We start from the raw sequence: 23,343 nt of genomic DNA on the forward strand, positions 1-23,343 counted from the left end.
CGCTCAGACCCCGAACCGGTGGTATTCGGGAAACGGCTGGGACAGGGCATTCTGCTGGCGTTGCAGTTGGTCCTCCTGCTTGGCACGGTTTTCGGCAAGCAGGTTGCTGACAAAGGAATACCCCACACAGGCCGCGGCAATGACAGTGGCCGCGGCGACGCTGAGGAGAAACAGCCTGACGCTGTCCATCCACCGGCGCTCATTCGGGTTCTCCCCGAAGAGCAGCGCCGTCAGCAGCCGCTGCCGGCGCACGGTGACGGACTCGATGAGCTGATTGTCGTAGTCGCTGGCCATGAAGGTCCCCTCGCCCTTTTGGACACGTTGGCTACATCCTTGCACCGCGGCGGGAATCTCGGGGCTGAAGCGGCGAAGCTGGGGACAACCCTGTGGACGTCGGCCGAAGACTAACGTTGTGCAATCCTGTGCCCGGTGCTAAGTCTTGTTGGACTATCCCGCACCGAAGGAGATCTCATGAGCACCAACCCCGGCCCTGAAGAGCGCAACCTCAGCGAATGGAGCCGCCGCCTGACGCAGGCGCTGCAAATCCTGGACCTGGAAGTGGATCACAAAATGCTGGTGGATCTGGCCGAGGAATCGTCGGAGAACGTGGGCCCGCACGCCGGTCTCATCAGCACCTTCCTCGTGGGATACGCCGCAGGCCTGTCCAAGACCAGCGGTCGAAAGGCAGCGGAGGAAGCAGTCCAAACAGCCGCTGACACTGCCTTCCAGCTCGCGGCCACAGGTTTGGAAGGGCCGGACGGGCAGGGATGGAAGGACTCCGCCCAGTAACAGGCGGGAAGAGGAAAAGGCGGGAGCTTCTCCGATGGAGGAGCTCCCGCCTTTTTGTCGGAGCGGTTCCGGACGTGGTCCGAAGACCGGTGGTTTAGGCCGGAGCCCGGGTCTTGAAGTCTTCGACCTGCTCGTGTGCCGGGTCGAGGTTGGGCTCAACACGCACCAGGACGGTCTTGGACACGGGTGTGTTGCTGCCTTCGGCCACATGGTCCATGGGGACCAGGACGTTGGCTTCGGGGTAGTAGGCGGCGACGCAGCCCTGGGGCGTGGGGTACGAGACCACACGGAACTTCCGCAGGACCCGCTCCACGCCGTCGTGATGCACTCCATGGATATCGACGTACTGGCCGTCCGCCAAGCCAAGGTCCGTGATGTCCTGAGCGTTCATGAACAGCACATGCCGGCCGCCGCGGATGCCCCGGTAACGGTCATTGTGCCCGTAGATGGTGGTGTTCCACTGATCATGGGAGCGCAGTGACTGCAGGATCAGCGTGCCCTCGGGACGTTCAACGGCCAGGAGGTCGTTGACCGTGAGGACCGCTTTGCCGGTGGGCGTGTGGAAGGTGCGTGAGTCCCTCGGACCGTTGGGCAGAACGAAGCCGCCGTCGTGGCGGATCCGCTCGTTGTAGTTGTCACAGCCCTCGACGACACGGCCGATGTGATCACGGATCAGGTCGTAGTTCTTCTCGTACCCGGCCCAGTCGGCATCGATCCGATCACCGACCACCAGCGCCCCCAGGCGGGAAACGATGGCAGGTTCGGAGAGCAGGTTGTCCGACACCGGGGACAGGTTGCCCCGTGAAGCGTGCACCACGCACACGGTGTCCTCCACCGACACGAACTGCGGGCCGCTTTCCTGGATGTCCAGTTCCGTACGTCCCTTGGTGGGCAGGATGAGCGCTTCCTCGCCGGTAATCAGATGGGAGCGGTTCAGCTTGATGGAGATCTGCACCGTCATCTCGGTCTTCTGCATGGCAGCCTCGGCAAATTGCGTGTCGGAGATTGCCGAGATGAGGTTTCCGCCCAGGGCCACGAAGACCTTGATGTGTCCCTCCTGCATCTTGTAGAAAGTTTCGACGGCGTCCACACCATGGTCGCGCGGAGGATCGAAGTTGAACTCCTTGCCGAGGGCGTCGAGGAAGGCCGGGGGCATCTGCTCCCAGATGCCCATGGTGCGGTCGCCCTGGACATTGCTGTGCCCGCGGATGGGGGCAGCGCCTGCTCCGGGTTTGCCGATGTTTCCGCGCAGCAGCAGGAGGTTGATGATCTCCTTGATGGTGGGCACTGCCTTCTTTTGCTGGGTGATGCCCATGGCCCAGCAGATGATGACCTTTTCGGCCTTCAGGTACCGCTCCGCCAGCTCGTTGATTTCCTCGATGGGCAGACCGGTCGCCTCCACAACGGTCTGGTCATCCAGGTGCACCAAGTGCTCCTTGAGGTCTGCCAGGCCTTCGCAGTGCTTTTCCAGGAAGTCGTGGTCCAGGACCGTGCCGGGGTTTTTCTCCTCGGCTTCCAGGACCCGCTTGGAGATGGCCTGCAGCAGGGCCATGTCACCGCCCAAGCGGACCTGGAGGAACTGATCGGCCAGTTCCGTTCCCTTGCCGGCAATGCCGCGCACTTTCTGCGGGTTCTTGTACCGCCGCATGCCGGCCTCGGGGAGGGGATTGACAGCCACGATGCTGCCGCCGTTGCGCTTGCACTCTTCCAGCGCAGTCAGCATGCGCGGATGGTTGGTGCCCGGATTCTGCCCCATCAGGATGATGAGTTCCGATTTGCCGAAGTCATCGTAGGTGACGGTCGCCTTGCCGATCCCGATGGTTTGGCCCATGGCCCAGCCGGAGGACTCGTGACACATGTTGGAGCAGTCGGGCAGGTTGTTGGTGCCAAAGCCGCGCACCAGCAGCTGGTACAGGAAGGCTGCCTCGTTGGAGGTGCGGCCGCTGGTGTAGAAGGCAGCCTCGTGCGGCGACTCCAAGCTGTTGAGCTTGTCCGCCACGATCCGGAAGGCCTCGTCCCAGCTGATCGGACGGTAGTGGTCTTCGCCGGCCGGTTTGTAGACCGGCTCCGTCAACCGGCCCTGCATGCCCAGCCAGTATTCCGTCCGGCCGCGGAGTTCAGTGATGCTGTGCTCGGCCCAGAAATCCGAGGAGATGACTACCGGAGAGGCCTCCCAGGTGACTGCCTTGACGCCTTCTTCGCAGTATTCGAACTTGCTGCGGTGGGAGGGGTCCGGCCAGGCACAACTGGGGCAGTCGAAACCGTCCTTCTGGTTCATCTTGAAGGTGGCTTCGAGCGCCCGCTTCGCGCCCATGTGCTGTATTGCAGGCTTCAACGAGTGATAGACGGCGGGAATACCTGCTGCCCATTCTTTGGGAGACGAGACCTCTATGTCCTTTTCATCCACGTTTTCAACGCGCGGTTCCTTCCGAGCCATTCTGTACTTCCCTTCGCCGTCCCGCGTTATGCAGTTCCGAACCCCGAAGCTTCCCGGGTGAAATGCCACATCCGTACGAATAGGCCTAACAGGTGATGCATCTCATGGCAAGGTTTGCGCCGACGCGCCGCCTGGGTGTTGCTCCCCGGATCCCCTGCTCGGGGTTGGAAAACGGGGCCCGGGCCGGCCGTCCAGCGGTTATCCACAGGAACGGATCCCCGCATGGCGTTTCGGGAAGCGCCCGCGTTGGATGGTGCCACAGGCAGGCGGAACAGGCAGACCCGGAAGGGGACGGTTTGGATCCGGCGCCGGACAAACCGGACAAGGGCGCGGCACGCGCTGAAAGTGGGCAGTGATGAAATTTGATATGGGTTCACAAACGCTGGGAACGCTGACGCAGCATACAAGTTCTTCCAATGAAGACCTGGGTCAGCTGGTGCGTTCCTTGGTGCAGGCGGTGGCTCCGCTGGAGGGCAAATTCAACGGTTCGGGCCGGGTGAAGTTTGACGAGTTCAAGGCCCGCACGGATGAAGTAGCCAATGAACTGAACGGGTCCCTGGCCGCCATCCTGATGGGGCAGTCTGAAATGGACAGGTCCTTCCTGATGGGAGATCAGGAAGCCGCGGACAACGCCCAGCAGCAGCAGGGAGCAGCAAGTTTTGACGCTGCCCGCTTCGGTTCCTCCCGTTGACCGCTCTTTAGCCTTTTATCTTCTGTCCCTGCACTTCCCTGCACTTATCCGCTGATTTTCGAAAGGGTTTGCCATGTCCCAGGATCGTTTGAGCTATGACACCGATACCTCCTCCGCCGTACAGGGGGACATCCAGTCCATCGTCGGGCGCCTCGAGTCACTGATCGGTGAGCGCGAGAAGGCGGTCAACTCGGCCATGTCCGATTTCTCCGCGGACGGCGTCTCGGAGGAGTACCAGGCCGTGGAAAACCGCTTCCGCAATGCCGCCAATGAAACCCGGACCATCATCGCGCTGGTGAAGCAGACCCTGAACCTGAACGATCAGACGGCGTCCAGCGCCGGTGCCCGGGCCAAGGGAGCCGTGCAGAACATCGGCTGAGCGCGCAGCGCGGGCTGACGGGCGGGGCGGTGCGGACGGCGGAGGGAAGGCGGGGCTGCCCGGCGGGGGTGGAATGGGGCAAGATTGGTTAGGTGAGCATAGCCAAGACATCCCCGGAAAAATCAGGCCGAGAAGAATCAGGCCCGGACAATTCGGCCACCGCAGCAGCCGTGGCTTCCGTGAGCACGGACACTCCGCCCAGTGACAATCTGCGCGGGGAATACCAGAGCCTAGCGGACCAGGTGCGGAAGTACCGTTTTGCGTACTACAACGAAGATGCCCCGCTCGTCTCTGATGCGGAGTTCGACCAGCTGTACCGCCGGCTCGAAGAACTCGAAGCCCTGCATCCGGAACTGGTCAGCAACGATTCACCCACGCAGGAAGTGGGCGGGGAGATCTCCGCAGCGTTCACACCGGTGGAGCATCTTCAGCGCATGTACAGCCTGGAGGATGTCTTTTCGCTGGATGAGCTGGACGCCTGGGTCCGCAAGGCCGAAGCCTCCGTGGCCAACATAGCTCCGGGGGAGAAGATCAAGTGGCTGACCGAACTGAAGATTGACGGGCTGGCGGTCAACCTCCTCTACCGCAACGGCGAGCTGGTCCGGGCGGCCACCCGCGGCGACGGCACCACGGGTGAGGACATCACCCACAATGTGCTCACCATCAAGTCCATCCCGCGGGTCCTTACGGGCGAGAACATCCCCGCAGAAATGGAAATCCGCGGGGAGGTCTTCATCCCCTCCAAGGAGTTTGCCCGCCTGAACGAGTCCATGGTCGAAGCCGGAAAGGCGCCGTTTGCGAACCCCCGCAACGCCGCAGCCGGATCGCTGAGGCAGAAGGATCCCGAAGTTACTGCCCGGCGCCCGCTGAGCATGTATGTTCACGGCATCGGCGCCCGTGAGGGATTGTCGGCAGCCAGCCAATCCGAAACGTACGAGCTGCTAAAAGAGTGGGGCCTGCCGACGTCGCCGTATTACAAGGTCCTCGACAGCTATGACGAGGTGCTCAACTACATCGCCGTGAACGGGGAGCACCGCCACGATCTGTCGCACGAGATCGACGGCATTGTGGTCAAGGTCGATGATTTTGCCCTGCAGCGCGCCCTCGGGCACACGTCGCGGGTGCCGCGCTGGTCGGTTGCCTACAAGTACCCGCCGGAGGAAGTGAACACCAAACTGCTGGACATCCGGGTCAATGTGGGCCGCACCGGCCGCGTCACGCCCTACGGGATGATGACGCCGGTCTCCGTCTCCGGCTCCACCGTGGAAATGGCGACGCTGCACAACCAGGACGTGGTCAAGGCCAAGGGCGTCAAGATCGGCGACACCGTGGTGCTGCGCAAGGCCGGTGACGTGATCCCGGAAATCGTGGGCCCCGTCGTCGCCCTCCGTGACGGCAGCGAACGGGACTTCGTAATGCCCACCCACTGTCCCTCCTGCGGCACGGAACTGAAACCGGCCAAGGAAGGGGACGTGGATATCCGCTGCCCCAACGCGAAATCCTGCCCGTCGCAGCTGCGCGAGCGTGTGTTCCATCTGGCCGGCCGCGGTGCCTTCGATATTGAGGCGCTCGGCTGGGAGGCGGCGATTGCCCTGACGCAGCCCACTGAGCCGGAAACCCCGCCGCTGACCAGTGAGGCCGGCCTGTTTGACCTCAAGGTCGAGGATCTCGCCGACGTGCGGATCGAACGGCCCAAGCGCGTGAAGGGGGTGGTGGACGGCACCGAATTGGTTCCCTACTTCTACTCCAAGGGCACGGCCAAGAAGCCCTCCGAACCCACCGCCACCACCCGCAAGCTCTTTACCGAACTCGAGAAGGCCAAGACCCAGCCGTTGTGGCGGGTGCTGGTGGCGCTGTCCATCCGGCATGTGGGCCCGACGGCGGCCCGCGCGCTGGCCACCGCGTTTGGCTCCATGGACGCCATCCGCGCTGCATCGGAAGAGCAGCTGGCCCATGTCGACGGCGTGGGCCCCACGATTGCGGCCGCCCTGACGGAATGGTTTGCCGAGGACTGGCACCGCGAGATCGTGGACCGCTGGGCCGCCGCCGGCGTGCGGATGGCCGACGAGCGCGACGAAACGATGCCCCGCACCCTTGAAGGCATGACCATTGTGGTGACCGGAACCCTGCCGAACTTCAGCCGCGACGAGGCCAAGGAAGCCATCATCACCCGCGGCGGAAAAGCTTCCGGATCAATCTCCAAGAAAACCGACTACCTGGTGGCGGGGGAGAACGCCGGCACCAAGCTGGACAAGGCGGAGTCCCTCGGAGTTCCCGTGCTGGATGAAGACGGATTCCGCAGGCTGCTGGACGGCACGCTCCTGGAAGAAGAAACAGCTCAGGAAGAAGGCCAGCTGCAGGAAGAAGGCACGCTGCAGGAAGAAGGCACGGCATGACGCCGCCGCTGCCGGATCCCGTCGCCGTTCCCGCGGATGATCCGCTGGAGCTGTTGGACGTGGCGCGGGAGGCTGCTGCGGCCGGTGCAGCCGTGCTGGCCCGCCGGACCACCGAGGGGCTGAACGCCGTCAACAAGAGTGCGGCCGGGGACTGGGTCACGGAATTCGATACCGCCGCCGAGCGTGCCGTCCGCGACGTCATTGCCCGCCGCCGCCCGCAGGACACGGTCACAGGTGAAGAGCTGGACGCCAGCGTTCCGGACAACGCCTCGGGCATCCGCTGGTCCATCGATCCGCTCGACGGCACCACCAACTTCATCCGCAACATCGTCTATTACGCCACCTCGGTGGCCGCAGTGAACGACGACGGCGTCTGGCTGGCCGGCGTTGTCCACGCCCCGGCGCTGGTGCGGGTCTATTCGGCCGCCCGCGGGCATGGCGCCTGGCTGGCCGAGCACGGCAGCGTCCGCCGGCTGACGGGCCCGGATCCGGAGCGGGTGGGCAAGCTGCTGGGCACCGGATTCTCCTATGACGGGGGAGTGCGCGACGAGCAGTATGCGGCGCTCGCGGAGTTGGCGGCGGGGTACGCCGATGTCCGCCGACTGGGATCTGCCGCCCTGGACCTGTGCATGGTGGCGGACGGCACCCTGGATGCCTATCTGGAGCGCGGGCTCAACGAATACGACTATGCCGCCGGCGCGCTGGTTGCCGAAGAAGCCGGGGTTCCGGTGCGGCGGCCGGGAACACCGGGCAGTGACGCCGAGCGGCTGCAGGCCGTGACGGCGGCTGGTGCCGCCGCAGGGGCGTAAACCCAGGCTGACCGGTCACCCGCGCGTCCGGGCATCCGGTGGAACCGGGCACAACCGGCATTCGGCCGGATGTCAGGCGGGCGTGCGTGCCGCCACGATGATTTCCCGGCTGGACGCGGGCTCCAGCACCCCGCCGTTCCAATCGCCGTACCAGTCCACGTCGCTGAAGCCGGCTTTCGCCAGCAGCCGGGCCAGCACATCCGCGGAAGAGAACTTCAGGGTGCTGCGGCTGGTGAAGCGCTCGTCATCGGACAGGAAACGCGTGCGGTCCTCGAAGGTGACCAAGACGCCGTCGGGCTCCTCCACAGCGGTTATCAGTTCCCATTCAACTTCCAGGGTCCCTGCCGACGATTCCTGCAGCTCCGGTCCGGCGCTGCTGCTGTCCCACTCCAGCCACGCCTTTACCGCTGGATTCCGGGACTCGAAAAAGAAGGTCCCGCCGGGCGTCAGCCGGGAGCTCACCGCCTCCAGAGTCGAGAGGATTTCCGCTTCGGTGAGCAGGCATTGAAAAGCATGGCCGGTCATGACCACGGCGTCGAAGGGGCCTTCCGGCAGATCTGCTGCAATGCCGTCCAGCCAGGTGACCAGTTCGGCGCCGTCGCGCGAGCGTGCCGCGGCCAGCATTCCCGGCGCCGGATCAATGCCGGTGACGGTGTGGCCCGCCTGCGCCAGCCGCACGCCAAAGCTGCCCGTGCCGCAGCCGACGTCGGCGATCCGCAGCGGTCCGTGCCCTTCGCCGAGCCTCCCCAGCAGGCCGGCATAAAAGTCTGTGTCCCACCGGCCGGAGTTGTCCTCGTCGTAAAGCGCCACCAGCCGTGGCTCGCTGTAGTGCGTATCAACCACTGTTATTCCCCGGTTCCGTTCTGTGCCCGCCTCATGCGGCGGTCCGTGCCGCACCTCGGTCTTTAGCAATATCAGTGCGCATGCGGGGCGCCGATGGTGTGGAGCAGGGTGTGCAGGGATTCGTCCACCAGCCGGTAGCGGTGCTCACGGCCAACTTTCTCCACCACCGCCCACTCCCGGTCCCGCAGCGGGCGCAGTGATTGGCTGACCACTGTCTGCGGCACCCCGGCGGCGGCGGCCAGCCGGGTCACTGAGATGCCCGGACTAAAGTGCAGGCACAGCAGCAGCTTGAGCCGCGTCGGATCGGAAATCAGGTCAAAACGGGCGGCCCATCCCTGTACATCCACGGTGCCGGGCACGTCAGCTACAGCCATCGATGATGGCACCGGGCGGCAAGGTCTTCATACCTCGAAATCCTCGCATACCTCGCATACCTCTGAATCCTTGCAGGGCGCCGCCACGCCGCACAACGGGGTCCACGCCTTGGGGGAAGGTAACGCAACGACAAGTTTCGGAGTGTTTTTGGGCGGAAGGGATGGTGCCGGGGTAGGTATTGATTCATCGTTATGTGCACAGGCATGCATACGTCGGCAGGAGCCCACATGTCAGAAATCAGGTGTCGGGACCTGTCCCGGGCGGCAGCGGCAGCACTGCTGCTGGGCGTACTGGCCGGATGCGTAGCCGCCCCGGAGGAGTCCCCGGACAGTGCAGCCCTGGTGCTTGCAGAGGCAAATGAACTTGGCCGGTTCAATCCTGTGGGAGGCCACGGAGACAGTGGACAGTCGCAGATCTTTGACGGGCTTCTGCGGCTCGCGCCCAGGGACGGTTCCTCATCCCTGCCGGACCTCGTTCCGTGGCTGGCGACAGAGATGCCGCAGAGCAACGCCGAGGGCACCCAATGGACGGTCCGTGTCCGCGACGGCGTGGAGTTCACCGACGGCACCGCCCTGGACGCCGAAGATGTTGCTGCCACGTACAAGGCTGTCATCGACCCTGCCTCGGCCTCCGAACTGGCCCCTTCCTACGACATGCTCCAGGACGCCACCGCCGGACCGGACGGGACCGTCACCTTCAGCCTGAAGTATCCGTATGCGGGGTTTGCCAGCCGGCTGCTGCTGGGCATTGCGCCGTCGGATCGGCTGACGCCGGGGCTCGCCGCCGAATCGTCCCTGAACACCGATCCGGTGGGAACAGGTCCCTATACGGTCACATCGCTGCGTCCTGATGAGCTGGTCCTGAGCGCCAACGAGGACTACTGGAACGGTGCCCCGGAAGTGAAAACGGTGACGATCATCCACGTGCCCGATGACAACTCGCGGGCCCAGCGGCTTCAGTCCGGGGAGATCGACGGAACCGTCCTGCCGCCGCGGCTGGCCGCCGGCTACGAGGATAAGCCCGGGTACTCCCACGAGGCCGTGGGAACAGCTGATTGGCGGGGACTGTCCCTGCCATCCGGCAACGTCTTCGCCAGCGACCCTCAGGCGGTCAAGGCCATGAACCTGGCTGTTGACCGTCAGGGCATGGTGGACCACGTATTGGACGGCCGCGGCGTTCCGGCCCACACCCCGGTGGCAGCCGTCTACGGGGACGCGCACAATCCGGAGGCCGTCTTTCCGTACGACCCCGAGGCGGCCAAGGCAGTTCTCGACGAGGCCGGCTGGCTGGCGGGTGAGGACGGAGTGCGGACGAAGGGCGGTGTGCGGGCGGCCTTCGAATTGGCGTACAACGCAAGTGACACCCTCCGCCGGGACCTGTCGCTGGCGTTTGCCTCGGACATGTCCAAGCTCGGGGTGGACGTCACGCTTCTCGGCACAGACTGGAACGTCATCGAGGAACGGCGCAACGACGTCGGAATCCTCCTGGGCGGCGGGGACAAACCCTACGATCTGGACTCGCAGCTGTTCGAGACCCTCCATACGGCAGTCCCAGGCTCCGGCTCGCCCTTTGCCAATCCGGGCAACACCGGCAGCGCTGAAATGGACGCCCACCTGGAGGCAGCCCGGACAAGCGCGGATCCCGCCGAACGTACAGCCCACTACCGGGCCGTCCAGGACCTGTACATCCAAGAGCCCGGCTACGTCATGCTGGCCTTCATCAACCACAACTACATACAGCGGGATATGGGCTGGGAAAACGTCCAGACCGTCCTGGAGCCGCACGCCCACGACGTCGGGTGGGGCTTCTGGTGGAGCCTGCGCGACTGGACCAAGGGCTAGGCCGTGGCTGTGCAAGCGCCGCTGCTGCCCAGCCGGCGGGCGCGCCGGAGACACCGGCGCGCGGATCTGCGGACCATTGTCTTCCGCCGCTTTGTCCTTACGGTGCCCGTCGTTCTGGGCGTCAGCCTGCTGGTCTTCCTGCTGGCCGGAATCTCGCCGTTCGATCCCCTTGCCGCCTACATGGGGGACCGATATGTGCAGACCTCGATTGAACAGCGGCGGCAGCTCGCCGAAGCCCTCAACCTGGAAACATCCTGGTTCTCCGCCTGGTGGCAGTGGATCGGTTCTGCGCTGACCGGTGACTTGGGCTATTCACGGGTCTTTCGGCAGCCGGTGACGGCGGTGCTGTCCGAGCGCCTGCCCTGGACCCTGCTGGTCGCCGGCACAGGATTGTTCCTCGCGGTGCTCTCGTCGCTTCTGATGGCAGTGCGGTGCGCCCACCGTCCAGGCGGATTGCTGGACCGGTCCGTGGGTGCCGCGGCCACCGTCCTGCAGGGGCTGCCCCCGTTTGTCATTTCACTGGGACTGCTGGGGGTCTTTGCCGTTGCCGCAGGCTGGCTGCCCGGTGGAGGACTGACGGATCCCGGCGCCGAGCTCAGTGCGGGGCAGGTCTCCCGGCACATGGTGCTGCCCGTGCTGGCCACAGCGCTGTCGCAGGTGCCGTGGCTGCTGCTCTCCCTGCGTGCCTCCGTGGCAGGGATTCTGGGGTCCGATGCCGTGCGCGGGGCCCGGCTCCGTGGGCTGAGGGAGAGGACCGTGGTGCGCAAACATGTGCTGCCCGCGGCGCTGGCGCCGTTCATCGCCGTGCTCGGATCGCGGCTTCCGGAAGTGATTGTTGGCGCCGTGCTGATCGAGACGGTGTTCTCCTGGCCGGGACTGGCTGCGGCCGTGGTGTCTTCAGCCCAGGCCCTGGATTTTGCCCTGTTGGCTGCCCTCACGGTCCTGACCACCGCCGCCGTCCTGGCTGCATCCCTGCTCGCCGACCTCCTGTACGTGCTGCTCGATCCGAGGGTGACTGCCGATGTCTAGCTCCCAAACCTTTAGTTCCACCGCGGCAGGCACGCCGGGTCTGCGCCAGGTGGTTCCCCTGGAACGCAGCCGTGCCGGCAAACGCACCGGCGCAATCATCGGCGCGTCCGTGCTGGCCGCAATTGTCGCCTATGCAGTGTTTGTTCCCCTGCTGGCCGGCACCGACCAGAAGCTGACCGATTTCAGCTCTGCCCGCCTGCCGCCGTCGTCCGCCCATCTGTTCGGAACAGACCATGCCGGCCGCGACCTGTTTGTCCGCTTGGCGTCCGGGCTGCGGATCTCCCTCATCATCGCTTCACTCTGCGCCGTGCTGGCGATGGTCCTGGGACTGCTGGTGGGAGCGGTGTCGGCGGCGCTGGGCGGCCGGGCGGACCGGATCATCATGCGGTGCATCGACGGGGTTAATGCTGTACCGCACCTGCTGCTGGGGGTGGTGATCGTGGCAATGTTCAGGGGCTCGGTCACCGCCATCATTGCCTCCATCGCGCTGACGCACTGGACGCAGGTTGCAAGAATCGTCCGCTCCGAAGTTTTGTCCCTGCGCAGCCTCGAGTATGTGGAAGCGTCCTACCTTCTGGGCGCAACGCGTGGCCAGGTGCTGTGGAGGCATTTCCTGCCCGGTGCCCTGGGGCAGGGAATTGTGGCTACCGTGATGCTCCTGCCGCACGCCATCTGGCATGAATCCACCCTTTCCTTCCTGGGACTTGGCCTTTCTCCGGACCGGGCATCCCTGGGCACGCTGCTGCAGGAGGCCCAGGCCGAAGTGATGCTCGGCGGCTGGTGGGCCCTGCTGTTCCCCGCGCTGCTCCTCGTCTGCACCACTCTGGCGATCGCCGCCTGCGGGGCCGGGCTCGTGTCCAGAACGGGAGGCCGGTCATGAGTGTTGCCATTCGGGCCGAAGGGCACACCGTCCGGATACCGGTAAGGATTCGCGGGAAGGCTGCATGGGTGCACGCCGCAACCGACGTTGCGTTTACGGCGTGCCGCGGTCAGGTGCATGCCGTCGTGGGGGAGTCGGGCTGCGGTAAAACAACTCTGGCCACGGCCATCCTCGGCATGCTGCCGGCGGGTACACAGGCCGGCGGTGAACTGGAATATGTGGACCGTGATGGAAAGGCAACAGCCCTGACCGGTGCAGGGCGAGCCGCGGCCGCCCGGACCGCAGGGCTTCGGGGGCGGAGGATCGGCTACGTTCCGCAGTCCGCAGCCACCTATCTCACTCCGGTCCGACGGGTGGGGGCACAGCTGCGGGAGACGATTCGCGAACTTCGGGGAAAAGCCACGGCGGAGGAGCTGCTTGCCGGGGTCAACCTGGACCCGGAGGCTCTGGACGCCTTTCCGCATGAGCTGAGCGGCGGCATGCTGCAGCGGGCGGCCCTCGCCTTCGCCCTCGCCGGAGACCCCGACGTACTGGTGGCGGACGAACCGATCTCCGGCTTGGACCCGCGCCTGGCGCAGCTCACCCTGGGACTGCTGCGCAGCACAGCGGACTCCGGCGCCGCCGTCGTGCTGATAACGCATGACCTGCAGGCGCTCGCCGAGTCCCGCACCGCGGATCAGGTCTCCGTGATGTACGCGGGGCGGATCGTCGAGACCGGGCCCGCGGCGCTGATCCTGACAGCGCCGGCCGAGCCCTACACCATGGATCTGCTCGCGGCCCTTCCCGCCAACGGACTGTACCCAATGCCGGGACTGCCCCCGGAACTGACCAACCTGCCGTCGGACTATACCTACGCGGACCGGCTGCGGGCCGCCGTAGAACTGGAGGCGGAGCATGTCCGGTGAGCTGACTGCCGTGAACGTGGGATTCTCCTACGGCGGAAGCACGGTCCTGCAGGATGTGAGCCTGAGCATCCCGGCGGGCAGCCAAATAGGCCTGACGGGGCCCTCGGGCAGCGGTAAGACAACAATCGCCCGGGTGCTGGCCGGCCTGAGGCCGCCGTCGACGGGGTATGTGACCTGCAACGGCGCGGCCGTTCGGATGCCGGGCGACGGCAGAATCGCCATGCTGTTCCAGTCTCCGCGCCGGTCCTGCAGTCCTCGGATGACGCTGCGCGCCGTCATCGCTGAGGGACTCCGTGGTGTCCGCAGTTCCGGGCGGCGCAAGGACGTGAACGCAGGCGTACAACACTTCGCCGCCAGGGTCCAGCTGACCGCCGACCTGTTGGACAGGTATCCGCACGAGGTGTCCGACGGCCAGCTCCAGCGCGCCTGCCTCGCCCGTGCCTTGGCCGCCGGACCCGATTACCTCATCTGCGATGAGGCGACGGCCATGCTTGATGCTGCCACCACTGCCGCAGTGGTCCGGACAATCGGCGAGGAGGTCAACGGCCGCGGCCTCGGAGTCTTGGCACTGAGTCATGACCGTGAGCTGCTGGATGCATGGTGCGGGACCATCCGCGCCTTCGAAGGGAACATGGCCTCGTCCGCCGGTTCGGCGCGGGTTTAAGCCCTGAGGGAAGAGGCCGTCGCAGGGGCGGGACTTTCAGGACGAGGCGCGGATAATTGGGAACACTTGCTTGGCTTTTCCAGACCAGGAGGAACCCATGACCCGTAAGACGACTGCCGCCCCACGGAAGACCTCCACTGCCGCAGCTGCGCGGGTCCCGGCGCCCAAGCAGTCCACCCCGGCTGATCTGGATACGGGGCATTTCGCGGAGCTCCTGGACGAACGCATCGGCCAGGCACGGGAAAAGATCAATGCCGTGGTGGCAGACATCCGCGAAGTGACACTGGCAGCCAAGGACACCCCGGCCGACGACGAACATGACCCCGAGGGATCCACGGTTTCGGTTGAGCGCAACAATGAGATGGCACTGCTCGCCTCTGCGGAGGCGTCGCTCATTGAGTTGCTGGACGCGCAGGTGCGGTTGGAGGAAGGCACGTACGGGGTGTGTGAGATGTGCGGCAATCCCATTCCCGCGGAGCGCCTGGAAGTCCGTCCCGAAGCCCGGTATTGCGTTACCTGCGCGGCGGCTGCCCGGCGGCGTTGATCGGTGGCCGCAGGAGCAGCGGTTGCCGGGGTCACTGCCGGTGATTCGCTCGTGGGTTGCGGGTCTACAATCTACGTTGGAAATCAAGAACCACGTAAGGATCCGTAACGCGCATGAGTATCACCGTCCGGCAGGCCACCGAGGCAGACTTTGACGACATCCGCCGGATCACCCGCGATGCCTACGTGAGCGGCGGGTTCCTAGAAGCAGACAACCCCTACGTCAAGGAGTTGGAGAACGTTGAGGACCGCGCGGCCAACGCGCTGGTCTGGGTGGCAGAACTGGACGGCAAGGTAGCGGCGTCCACCGCGATCACCTTCGCCGGGCAGCCGTACACCGACATCGCGATTGAGGGCGAGCTGGAATTCCGCATGCTTGCAGTGGACCCGGCCCTGCAGCGCGGCGGAGTCGGCCGCGCCCTGGTGGCCGCCGTCATCGAGTATGCCCGCAGCCTCGAGGGGATCCACGCCGTCAGCCTGACCAGCATGACGCCGATGACAAACGCCCACGCCCTGTACAAGTCCATGGGGTTTGAGCGCGTGCCCGAGCGTGACTGGACCGTGCCCGAGGAGGACATCCTTCTCTGGGTCTTCCGCCTGGCGCTCTGACGCCGGCTGCGGACGCCCGGCGGGAGAAAACCGGTTGAGTATTGGTGAGCCCCCGTTCGCGGGCCAGCGGATGGGGGCTTTTCCGTGCCGGCGCGATACGTCGCACATGATGATGCCTCACGGCAGCGAAGGAAACGCGCGTGGACGTCGGGGCGCGACGCTCTGAATCGTCAGATGCAGATTTGGTGTGCAGGTATGGCGGCTCGGCGGAATTCGGCATCGTCGTGTGTGCAGGTATGGCGGCCTTCGCGCGGCGGAGCCCACCATACCTGCACACCAGATACGGTCCCTGCCCGGGAAGCCCGCCTCATCTGCACACTCGATGTGAACCGCGGAATCCTTCGTGCAGATAACGGGTCTTCGGGAAATCCTTTGTGCAGATCAGGGCCCCAAAGTGGTCAAAAACGTCGGTTTGAGCCCGTTGTCTGCACGAAGGATTGGCTGGAGGCGAGTTTGAGCCCCTCAACTGCACGAAGGATTGGCTGGAGGGGAGTTTGAGCCCCTCAACTGCACGAAGGATTGGCTGGCGGCACTCTGCAGCGTCGTGTGTGCAGGTATGGCGGCCTTCGCGCGGCGGAGCCCGCCATATCTGCACACCAGATGTGGATCCGGGACAGGAGCCCGCCAGATCTGCACACTAGATGCGGTCCCTACACGGGAACCAGCCCGAGCCGTGCACTCGATGTGGTTAGGACCGGCCGCATCGGAAGTGACACACGGAAAACCGCGCCAGCAAACGCCGTAGACTGGAACGGATACTTTCTTATCCGAAAAAAGACGCATGGGAGACTCATGTCTGAGATCAATCGTGAGGCTGTGGCGCATCTGGCGCATCTGGCCCACATTGAGATGACCGAGGAAGAACTGGCCAAAATGGCCGGCGAACTGGATGTCATTGTTGATTCGATCAAATCCGTAAGCGAAGTTGCCGGTGAGGACATCCCGGCCACCTCCCACCCCATCCCGCTGTTCAATGTGTTCCGCGAGGATGTTGTCGGGCAGACGCTGACCAACGAAGAGGCGCTCTCCGGTGCTCCCGATAATGCGGCCGGCCGCTTCAAGGTCCCTGCCATCCTGGATGAGGAGTAAAGACTTCCATGAATGAACTGATTACTGCGAGTGCTGCCGTCCTGGCAGACAAGCTCGCCGCCGGCGAGGTATCCGCCGTCGAGGTCACGCAGGCCCATCTGGACCGCATCGCCGAGGTGGACGGCGCCGTCAACGCCTTCCTCCACGTGAACACCGACGAAGCGCTGCAGGTTGCGGCCGACGTCGACAAGGCCCGCGCCGCCGGCGAAACGCTGCACACCCTGGCCGGCGTGCCGATCGCCATCAAGGACCTCATTGTCACCAAGGGCCAGCCCACCACGGCCGGTTCCAAGATGCTTGAGGGCTGGATGAGCCCGTACGACGCCACGGTCATCTCCAAGATCCGCGCCGCACGCATGCCGATGCTGGGCAAGACCAACCTGGACGAATTCGCCATGGGTTCCTCCACGGAGCACTCCGCGTATGGCCCCACCCGCAACCCATGGGACCTGGACCGGATTCCCGGCGGCTCCGGCGGCGGTTCCGCTGCGGCCGTGGCAGCCTTCGAGGCTCCGCTGGCGCTGGGCACCGACACCGGCGGCTCCATCCGCCAGCCCGCCGCCGTCACCGGATCCGTGGGCGTGAAGCCGACCTACGGCGGGGTGTCCCGCTACGGCGCCATTGCCATGGCCTCCTCGCTGGACCAGATCGGCCCGGTGTCCCGCACGGTGCTTGATGCCGCGCTGCTGCAGGAAGTCATCGGCGGCCACGATCCCCGCGACTCCACCTCGCTGCCCGATCCCGTAGGCAACCTCGTGGAAGCTGCCCGCAACGGCAACGTGGCCGGCATGCGCATCGGCGTCATCAAGGAACTGCAGGGCGAAGGCTACGAAGCCGGCGTCCTGGCCCGCTTCTCCGAATCCCTGGAACTTCTCAAGGATGCCGGCGCGGAAATCGTTGAGGTTTCCTGCCCCAACTTCAAATACGCCCTGGGCGCCTACTACCTGATCATGCCGTCCGAGGCTTCCTCGAACCTGGCCAAGTACGACGGTGTCCGGTACGGACTGCGTGCCCTGCCCGCCGACGGTCCCATGACCATCGAACGCGTCATGGGCGCCACCCGCGCCGCCGGATTCGGTGAAGAGGTCAAGCGCCGCATCATCCTGGGCACCTACGCACTGTCCGCCGGTTACTACGACGCCTACTACGGTTCGGCCCAGAAGGTGCGCACCCTGATCCAGCGCGACTTCAACGCCGCCTTCGCCCAGGCCGACGTCCTGATCTCCCCGACCTCGCCCAACACGGCGTTCAAGCTGGGGGAGAAGCTGGACGATCCGCTGGCGATGTACCTGAACGACGTCGCAACCATTCCGGCGAACCTGGCCGGCGTCCCGGGCATCTCGATCCCCGGCGGCCTGGCCGACGGACTGCCCGTGGGCATCCAGTTCCTGGCTCCGGTCCGGGAAGACGCCCGCCTGTACCGCGCCGGTGCGGCCCTGGAAGGCATGCTGGAACAGAAGTGGGGCGGCCCGCTGCTGGCCTCCGCACCCGTACTCGGAGGAGTGAAGTAATGTCTGTGCACATCCAGGACGACACCCTGTCCTTCGAAGAGGCAATGGAGAAGTACGATCCGGTGCTCGGCTTTGAGGTCCACGTGGAGCTCAACACCAACACCAAGATGTTCTCCGATGCGCCCAACGTTTTCGGCGACGAGCCGAACACGAACGTCACCCCGGTATGCCTGGGCATGCCCGGCGTGCTGCCGGTGGTCAACAAGACCGCCGTGGAGTACTCGATCCTGATCGGCCTGGCGCTGAACTGCAAGATCGCCGAATCCTGCACCTTTGCCCGGAAGCAGTACTTCTACCCGGACACCCCGAAGAACTTCCAGACGTCCCAGTACGAAGATCCCATTGCGTACGACGGCTACCTGGACATCGAACTCGAAGACGGCACCATGTTCCGCGTCGAGATCGAGCGCGCCCACATGGAAGAGGACGCCGGCAAGCTCACCCACATGGGCGGGGCCACCGGCCGCATCCAGGGCGCCGACTTCTCGCTGGTGGACTACAACCGTTCCGGCGTTCCGCTGGTGGAAATTGTCACCAAGCCCATCGAGGGTGCCGGTTCCCGCGCTCCCGAGCTGGCCAAGGCCTACGTGGCCGCGGTCCGCGAGATCGTGAAGAACCTGGGTGTCTCCGACGCCAAGATGGAACGCGGCAACGTCCGCTGCGACGCCAACGTTTCGCTGCGCCCGTACGGCCAGGAAAAGTTCGGCACGCGCTCGGAAACCAAGAACGTGAACTCGCTGCGCGCCGTCGAACGCGCCGTCCGCTTTGAGATCCAGCGCCATGCCGCTGTCCTGGAATCCGGCAACAAGATTGTCCAGGAAACCCGGCACTGGCACGAGGACACGCGCTCGACGACGTCGGGCCGGCCCAAGTCCGACGCCGATGACTACCGTTACTTCCCGGAGCCCGACCTGGTTCCCGTGGTTACCACCACGGAATGGATCGAGGAGCTGCGTTCCCGCCTGCCCGAGCCGCCCGCCGAGCGCCGCAAGCGCCTGCAGGCCGACTGGGGTTACTCGGACGCTGAGTTCCGCGACGTGGTCAACGCCGGTGTCATGGACTCCATCGAGGAAACCATTGCTGCCGGTGCCTCCGCACAGGTCGCCCGCAAGTGGTGGATGGGCGAGGTGTCCCGCCGCGCCAAGGAAGCCGAAGTCGACCCCACCGAGGTTGGCGTGTCGCCTGAGCTGATCGTGGAACTGGACCGCCTGATCCAGGCCGGCAAGATCAACGACAAGCTGGCCCGCCAGGTGCTCGACGGCGTCCTCGCCGGCGAAGGCACTCCGGAGGAAGTCATCGAAGCCCGCGGCCTGGCCGTGGTGTCCGACGACGGCCCCCTGCTCGAAGCCATCGACGCTGCACTGGCAGCCCAGCCCGACGTTGCGGACAAGATCCGCGGCGGCAAGGTTCAGGCTGTCGGCGCGATCGTTGGCGGCGTCATGAAGGCCACCCGCGGACAGGCCGACGCCGGCCGCGTGCGTGAGCTGATCCTGGAACGCCTCGGCGTGCAGGGCTAACCAGCGCCACCGCAACACCACTGCCGGCCCCGGGACATCCCGGGGCCGGCAGCGTTTAGCGGCGCTGCAGTTTTTACCGGCGAAGCATTTTGGCAGCGAAGCGTTCAATAAGCGGCGGTGTTAGGGGTGCTGGTGTATGCGGCGGCTTTGTGACGCAGCGGTGCGCACCGGGCAGACGCGGGACTTGCCTGACGGTAGGGTTCTGGCATGGCCAATCATCCCGCAGCAGAAATCCAGGTGGATGCGGACCTCGTGCGCCAGCTGCTGCGGCAACAGCAACCCGCGGTGGCGGATCAGCCGCTGCAGCTGGTCGCCAACGGCTGGGACAACTACATCTTTCGGCTCGGCTCTGACTATGCTGTTCGCCTTCCACGGCGCCAGGTGGCGGTGCAGCTGGCGGCCAACGAGCAGCAGTGGCTTCCCGGGCTCACGGCGGACCTTCCCGTTGCAACGTCAGCCCCGATCTTTGCCGGCAGCCCTTCCGAGGTGTTTCCCTGGCCGTGGAGCATCACGCTGTGGTTTGACGGGGCCGAGGTTTCGCTGCAGCCACGGGACCAGAATGTTGCGCTGGCGGCTCCGCTGGCGGGCTTCCTGAATGCCTTCCACCGGCCCGCCCCGCCGGACTATCCGCGAAACCCGGTGCGCGGCGTGCCGCTGGCCACCCGCAACGATGCGGTTCTCGACCGCCTCGCCAGCGGCATGGTTCCCCACGCCGCGCGTGTTAGGGAATTGTGGGAAGCCGGCATCATCCTGCCCCCGTGGCCCGGACCGAACCTGTGGCTGCACGGTGACCTGCATCCGGCCAATCTGGTGGGCGCACCCGGCGGCGGCCTGCAGGCGGTCATTGACTTTGGAGACCTGACCGCGGGAGATCCGGCCACCGACCTCGCCGCTGCCTGGCTGGTGTTTGACCAACACGGGCGCAGCGCTTTCCGCGACGCCCTGGGAAATCAATACGACGCCGATCCGCACGTTTGGGGCAGGGCGCAGGGGTGGGCGGTGTGCATGGCCTCCGCGCTTCTCGCCAATTCCGACGACCATCCGGGAATGTACCTCATGGGGTCGGAAACCCTGATGGAAATCCTGACCGATGTGCGGGATTGGGTTTGATGGTGGCCATAAAAGAGCAACGAAATTTGGGGGAGACATTGGTGGACTGCGACATTTTGGTGGTCGGCGGCGGAATTGCCGGGCTGTCCCTGGCTTCGGCGCTGGCCGGCCGGACCGGCGTGCTGGTGGCGGAGGCCGAACCGACGCTGGGGTTCCATACATCCTCCCGGTCCGCCCGCCAGCTCATTCCGAGCTACGGGCCGGCGGTCGTTCAGGACCTGACCGTGAGAACCCTGGCGCTCATCCGGGCGCTGGAGGTCCATCTGCCGGATCCTGTCCTCAAGGCCCGCAGTTTCCTGCTTGTCGGCAGCGAGGAAACGGTGAGGGACCGCGCCAGCGGCCACATGCATCCCATTCCACCGGCACAGATGATGGCCCTCGCTCCTGAGCTGAAACCGGAGTGCTTTCCGGCGGCGGGGCTGGACACTACATCTGTTGGCTGCGACACCGATGTGTTGATGGAATACCACCGCCGGCGGATCCTGGACCGGGGCGGGCGCATCCTCACCGGCTCCCCGGTCCGCAGTGCACGCTTCGAATCCGGAGCGGACAACGCCGGCCGCTGGATCACGGAGGCAGGGGAAGAAAGCATCGCTTCCCGCGTGGTGGTCAACGCGGCCGGTGCCTGGGCCGACCAGCTGGCCGCCCTCTACTCCGCCCGGGCGCGCGGCCTTCAGCCATACCGCCGCACGGCGGCCGTCGTCGACGTCGAACACCCGCTGTCCGAGGACGCACCGATGGTGGCCGATGCGGACGAAACCTTCTACTACCGCGCGGAGGGGCGCCAGGTCTTGATCTCCCCGTCGGAGAGCGTTCCCAGTGAGCCGATGGACGCCCGTCCGCGCTCCGGGGACGTCGAAGCCCTCGTTGAACTCGTAAACTCGGTAACCACGCTGGGCATCACGGGCGTTGACCGATCCTGGACCGGGCTGCGCACCCAGACGGCTGACGGCCTTCCCGTAGTGGGGTACGACGACGTCGTTCCCGGGTTCTTTTGGCTGGCCGGACAGGGCGGTTACGGCTTTCAAACGTCTTCCGGAATTGCGGAACTCGCGGCCGCCATGCTGCTGGACGGAACACCGGATTCCTCCGCTGCCGAGGCACTGAGTCCGGCCCGCCCGGGACTGTGACCAAAGTCTCATCCTTCTTGGGTAACGAATCAGTGCATGTGAGTGTGTATGGTCATTTTCGTGTGGTCGGGTGCCTAGAGTTGAAGGACAAAGCCAAGTCGGCTTTTCTCTTCTTTTAGATCCACCTTTTTGCTTGAAAGGTCTGTCCCAGTGTCAGATATTTTGCCGCCACAGCTGGTTGGCGTGCAGCAGAGTTCGCTCTATGTAAAAGTCCGGACAGTAGCGACCGTTATTGCCGGAGTATGGCTAATAATGGCTGTCACCGGGCTGGGATTCTTTTCCGGCGGGACAACGTCTCTGGCGTTTTCCCTGATCCTTATGTACGGAACGGGTACCGCCCTCATTGTGGTGATCGCGGCCATCTACCGCGGCATCAAGAAGTCGGCCATTCGCCGGGCCGAAACTGCGCCCGCCGACACAGCCGCCCTGGCGTTCATCGACGCCACCCGCTCAGCATCCGAGGAGCTCAAGGCCGCGCTGCGTCCGGCGCCTCCGACCGGCCGCGCTTATGCTCCGGCGGGCCGCACCTTTGGTCCGGCGGTATCAATGACCGAAGCCGTGGCTGCAGCGCGTGAAGCTTCCACTGCAGCAGCATTAGCTTTGGCAGGGACTGCAGCCAAGACTCCCGCCAAGGCAGCAGTGAAGACGGGGGCCCAGAAGTCGCCCGCCAAGACCGCCGCGCCTAAGGTGGCCGTCAAGCCGACCGCCTCGAAGGCACCCGCCAAGACAGCCGCTCCGAAGGCACCCGCCAAGACAGCCGCTCCGAAGGCACCCGCCAAGACAGCCGCTCCGACGGCACCCGCCAAGACGACAGCGAAGACGCCGGCAAAAACCGGGGCTAAGGCACCCGCAAAGTCCACAGCAGCCAAGGCGGCCGCTAAGCCCGCCGTGGCCAGGCCCGCTGCCAAGGCGCCGGTGAAGTCCGCTGCAGCCAAGCCTGCGGCTAAGGCATCCGCGAAGCCTGCCGCTGCCAAGCCGTCCAAGCGGCCGGTCAGTTCGACTCGGACGTCAGGCAAGAATGACTCCGGCAGCAGCAACCAGGGCACTGCACAGAAGAGCGCTGCACAGAAGAGCTCCCCGTCGCAGAAGAGCGCCCCCGCGGCCCCGGCGGCCGCAGGCTCTCCGTCGTGCACCCAGCCGGCCAAGGGCTCGCGGCCCGCACTGGTGCTGGCTTCCAGCAACCCGGCCGTTCCGCAGGCGGTACGGAAAATGCACGAGGCACTGACGCGGCAGAAGGCCTCCTGACCTGCTGTTCCAGCGTTCAGGGAGTTGCCAGCTTTCCTACAGTTCCTGCACAGCCAGGAGGGCTAACGTAGTTAATACCTCATAAGGGTGCGAGTGATGAATGGATAGAGTAGTGACCTATCCGGCGCCGGCAGACTCGGGTTGTTCCCCCCAAACAACCCACGGTCTGCCGGCGTTTTCTTTTGCCCGGATGTTGAGCTGTCGAGCCGGCTCCCAGCCCTTTCCCGAAGACCTCAGTCGGCGTCGCTGGTTACTCTGTGCTGAAACTCCCGAATTTTCCTGTCGCGTCCGACCAGGACTCCTGCACGGCGTCGACCGTTCCGGGAGCAGCGGGCGAGTTCAGCCAGTGCAGCAGTTCCTGCAACGCGGGCTCCGGTCCCTCGGCGACCACCAGGACGGAACCGTCGCTGTGGTTGGAGACCACACCGGTGAGGCCGAGCCGGTTGGCCTGCTGCAGGGTCCGGTATCTGAATCCCACCGCCTGCACTTCACCGGTAACCCTGGCGGTCAGGCGGCGGGCTGGGTTGGCAGCGTCCGTTGGCGTCATGGGC

23 protein-coding genes are annotated in these 23,343 nt (G+C 65.2%); 18 read left to right on the forward strand and 5 right to left on the reverse strand.

Annotated elements, in window-relative coordinates:
- Nucleotides 1–3 precede the first annotated feature (3 nt).
- A complete protein-coding gene (locus tag MUG94_RS05175) occupies nucleotides 4–294 on the reverse strand; it encodes a hypothetical protein (RefSeq protein ID WP_227908078.1) in 291 nt (96 codons plus the stop codon).
- 177 nt (nucleotides 295–471) lie between these two features.
- Between MUG94_RS05175 and MUG94_RS05180 the strand changes: the two genes are divergently transcribed.
- On the forward strand, nucleotides 472–789 hold the full coding sequence (locus MUG94_RS05180; protein WP_227891340.1) for a DUF6457 domain-containing protein: 318 nt from the start codon (nucleotides 472–474) through the stop codon (nucleotides 787–789).
- 94 nt (nucleotides 790–883) lie between these two features.
- Here MUG94_RS05180 and MUG94_RS05185 read toward each other — a convergent pair whose 3' ends face one another.
- Nucleotides 884–3,226, reverse strand: coding sequence for an FdhF/YdeP family oxidoreductase (locus MUG94_RS05185; protein ID WP_227908079.1), 2,343 nt, complete (start codon nucleotides 3,224–3,226; stop codon nucleotides 884–886).
- A 367-nt stretch (nucleotides 3,227–3,593) separates the two neighbouring features.
- Between MUG94_RS05185 and MUG94_RS05190 the strand changes: the two genes are divergently transcribed.
- From MUG94_RS05190 to MUG94_RS05205, 4 genes are all read left to right on the forward strand, one after another.
- A complete protein-coding gene (locus MUG94_RS05190) occupies nucleotides 3,594–3,917 on the forward strand; it encodes a hypothetical protein (protein ID WP_227891338.1) in 324 nt (107 codons plus the stop codon).
- Between the two features lie 73 nt (nucleotides 3,918–3,990).
- The gene (locus MUG94_RS05195; protein WP_227891337.1) at nucleotides 3,991–4,296 is read left to right on the forward strand and encodes a pore-forming ESAT-6 family protein; all 306 of its coding nucleotides are present in this window, start codon (nucleotides 3,991–3,993) and stop codon (nucleotides 4,294–4,296) included.
- Between the two features lie 92 nt (nucleotides 4,297–4,388).
- Nucleotides 4,389–6,692 (forward strand): NAD-dependent DNA ligase LigA, encoded by a 2,304-nt coding sequence (ligA, locus tag MUG94_RS05200; protein WP_423724375.1) that lies wholly within the window; start codon nucleotides 4,389–4,391, stop codon nucleotides 6,690–6,692.
- Nucleotides 6,689–7,501 (forward strand): inositol monophosphatase family protein, encoded by an 813-nt coding sequence (locus tag MUG94_RS05205; protein ID WP_227908080.1) that lies wholly within the window; start codon nucleotides 6,689–6,691, stop codon nucleotides 7,499–7,501. Before ligA ends, MUG94_RS05205 begins: the two co-directional genes overlap by 4 nt.
- A gap of 72 nt (nucleotides 7,502–7,573) precedes the next feature.
- Here the strand turns inward: MUG94_RS05205 and MUG94_RS05210 are convergent, their stop codons facing one another.
- A complete protein-coding gene (locus MUG94_RS05210) occupies nucleotides 7,574–8,344 on the reverse strand; it encodes a class I SAM-dependent methyltransferase (protein WP_227908081.1) in 771 nt (256 codons plus the stop codon).
- A gap of 71 nt (nucleotides 8,345–8,415) precedes the next feature.
- On the reverse strand, nucleotides 8,416–8,718 hold the full coding sequence (locus MUG94_RS05215) for an ArsR/SmtB family transcription factor (RefSeq protein ID WP_227908082.1): 303 nt from the start codon (nucleotides 8,716–8,718) through the stop codon (nucleotides 8,416–8,418).
- A gap of 228 nt (nucleotides 8,719–8,946) precedes the next feature.
- On the opposite strand from MUG94_RS05215, the gene MUG94_RS05220 reads away from it, so the two are divergent.
- The 13 genes from MUG94_RS05220 (at nucleotide 8,947) to MUG94_RS05280 (ending at nucleotide 22,792) form a co-directional block, all read left to right on the forward strand.
- A complete protein-coding gene (locus MUG94_RS05220) occupies nucleotides 8,947–10,560 on the forward strand; it encodes an ABC transporter substrate-binding protein (RefSeq protein WP_227908083.1) in 1,614 nt (537 codons plus the stop codon).
- Nucleotides 10,561–10,563: 3 nt separating this feature from the next.
- The gene (locus MUG94_RS05225) at nucleotides 10,564–11,589 is read left to right on the forward strand and encodes an ABC transporter permease (protein ID WP_227908084.1); all 1,026 of its coding nucleotides are present in this window, start codon (nucleotides 10,564–10,566) and stop codon (nucleotides 11,587–11,589) included.
- The gene (locus tag MUG94_RS05230; protein WP_227908085.1) at nucleotides 11,582–12,469 is read left to right on the forward strand and encodes an ABC transporter permease; all 888 of its coding nucleotides are present in this window, start codon (nucleotides 11,582–11,584) and stop codon (nucleotides 12,467–12,469) included. The genes MUG94_RS05225 and MUG94_RS05230 overlap by 8 nt, the downstream gene beginning before the upstream one ends.
- Entirely contained in the window at nucleotides 12,466–13,374 is a 909-nt protein-coding gene (locus MUG94_RS05235; protein WP_227908086.1) for an ATP-binding cassette domain-containing protein, read from the forward strand. Before MUG94_RS05230 ends, MUG94_RS05235 begins: the two co-directional genes overlap by 4 nt.
- Complete coding sequence (locus tag MUG94_RS05240; RefSeq protein WP_227908087.1) at nucleotides 13,364–14,038, forward strand: ABC transporter ATP-binding protein; 675 nt, start codon at nucleotides 13,364–13,366, stop codon at nucleotides 14,036–14,038. Before MUG94_RS05235 ends, MUG94_RS05240 begins: the two co-directional genes overlap by 11 nt.
- A 97-nt stretch (nucleotides 14,039–14,135) precedes the next feature.
- Nucleotides 14,136–14,582, forward strand: coding sequence for a TraR/DksA family transcriptional regulator (locus MUG94_RS05245; RefSeq protein ID WP_227908088.1), 447 nt, complete (start codon nucleotides 14,136–14,138; stop codon nucleotides 14,580–14,582).
- A gap of 113 nt (nucleotides 14,583–14,695) precedes the next feature.
- Nucleotides 14,696–15,190, forward strand: a complete 495-nt coding sequence (locus MUG94_RS05250) for a GNAT family N-acetyltransferase (protein ID WP_227908089.1) — start codon at nucleotides 14,696–14,698, stop codon at nucleotides 15,188–15,190.
- Between the two features lie 792 nt (nucleotides 15,191–15,982).
- A complete protein-coding gene (gene gatC, locus MUG94_RS05255) occupies nucleotides 15,983–16,279 on the forward strand; it encodes an Asp-tRNA(Asn)/Glu-tRNA(Gln) amidotransferase subunit GatC (protein ID WP_227891325.1) in 297 nt (98 codons plus the stop codon).
- An 8-nt stretch (nucleotides 16,280–16,287) separates the two neighbouring features.
- Nucleotides 16,288–17,790 (forward strand): Asp-tRNA(Asn)/Glu-tRNA(Gln) amidotransferase subunit GatA, encoded by a 1,503-nt coding sequence (gatA, locus tag MUG94_RS05260; RefSeq protein ID WP_227908090.1) that lies wholly within the window; start codon nucleotides 16,288–16,290, stop codon nucleotides 17,788–17,790.
- Nucleotides 17,790–19,307 (forward strand): Asp-tRNA(Asn)/Glu-tRNA(Gln) amidotransferase subunit GatB, encoded by a 1,518-nt coding sequence (gene gatB, locus MUG94_RS05265; RefSeq protein ID WP_227908091.1) that lies wholly within the window; start codon nucleotides 17,790–17,792, stop codon nucleotides 19,305–19,307. The genes gatA and gatB overlap by 1 nt, the downstream gene beginning before the upstream one ends.
- Before the next feature lie 207 nt (nucleotides 19,308–19,514).
- Nucleotides 19,515–20,417: an aminoglycoside phosphotransferase family protein gene (locus tag MUG94_RS05270; RefSeq protein ID WP_227908092.1), complete on the forward strand. Its 903-nt coding sequence runs from the start codon at nucleotides 19,515–19,517 to the stop codon at nucleotides 20,415–20,417.
- A 26-nt stretch (nucleotides 20,418–20,443) separates the two neighbouring features.
- Nucleotides 20,444–21,547: an NAD(P)/FAD-dependent oxidoreductase gene (locus MUG94_RS05275; RefSeq protein ID WP_227908093.1), complete on the forward strand. Its 1,104-nt coding sequence runs from the start codon at nucleotides 20,444–20,446 to the stop codon at nucleotides 21,545–21,547.
- A 252-nt stretch (nucleotides 21,548–21,799) separates the two neighbouring features.
- Nucleotides 21,800–22,792, forward strand: coding sequence for a hypothetical protein (locus tag MUG94_RS05280; protein ID WP_227908094.1), 993 nt, complete (start codon nucleotides 21,800–21,802; stop codon nucleotides 22,790–22,792).
- A gap of 250 nt (nucleotides 22,793–23,042) precedes the next feature.
- On the opposite strand, the gene MUG94_RS05285 is transcribed toward MUG94_RS05280, so the two are convergent.
- Nucleotides 23,043–23,339, reverse strand: a complete 297-nt coding sequence (locus tag MUG94_RS05285; protein ID WP_227908095.1) for an acylphosphatase — start codon at nucleotides 23,337–23,339, stop codon at nucleotides 23,043–23,045.
- Nucleotides 23,340–23,343: the final 4 nt, after the last annotated feature.

It is taken from the genome of Arthrobacter gengyunqii, from assembly GCF_023022985.1.
Lineage (GTDB): Bacteria > Actinomycetota > Actinomycetes > Actinomycetales > Micrococcaceae > Arthrobacter_B > Arthrobacter_B gengyunqii.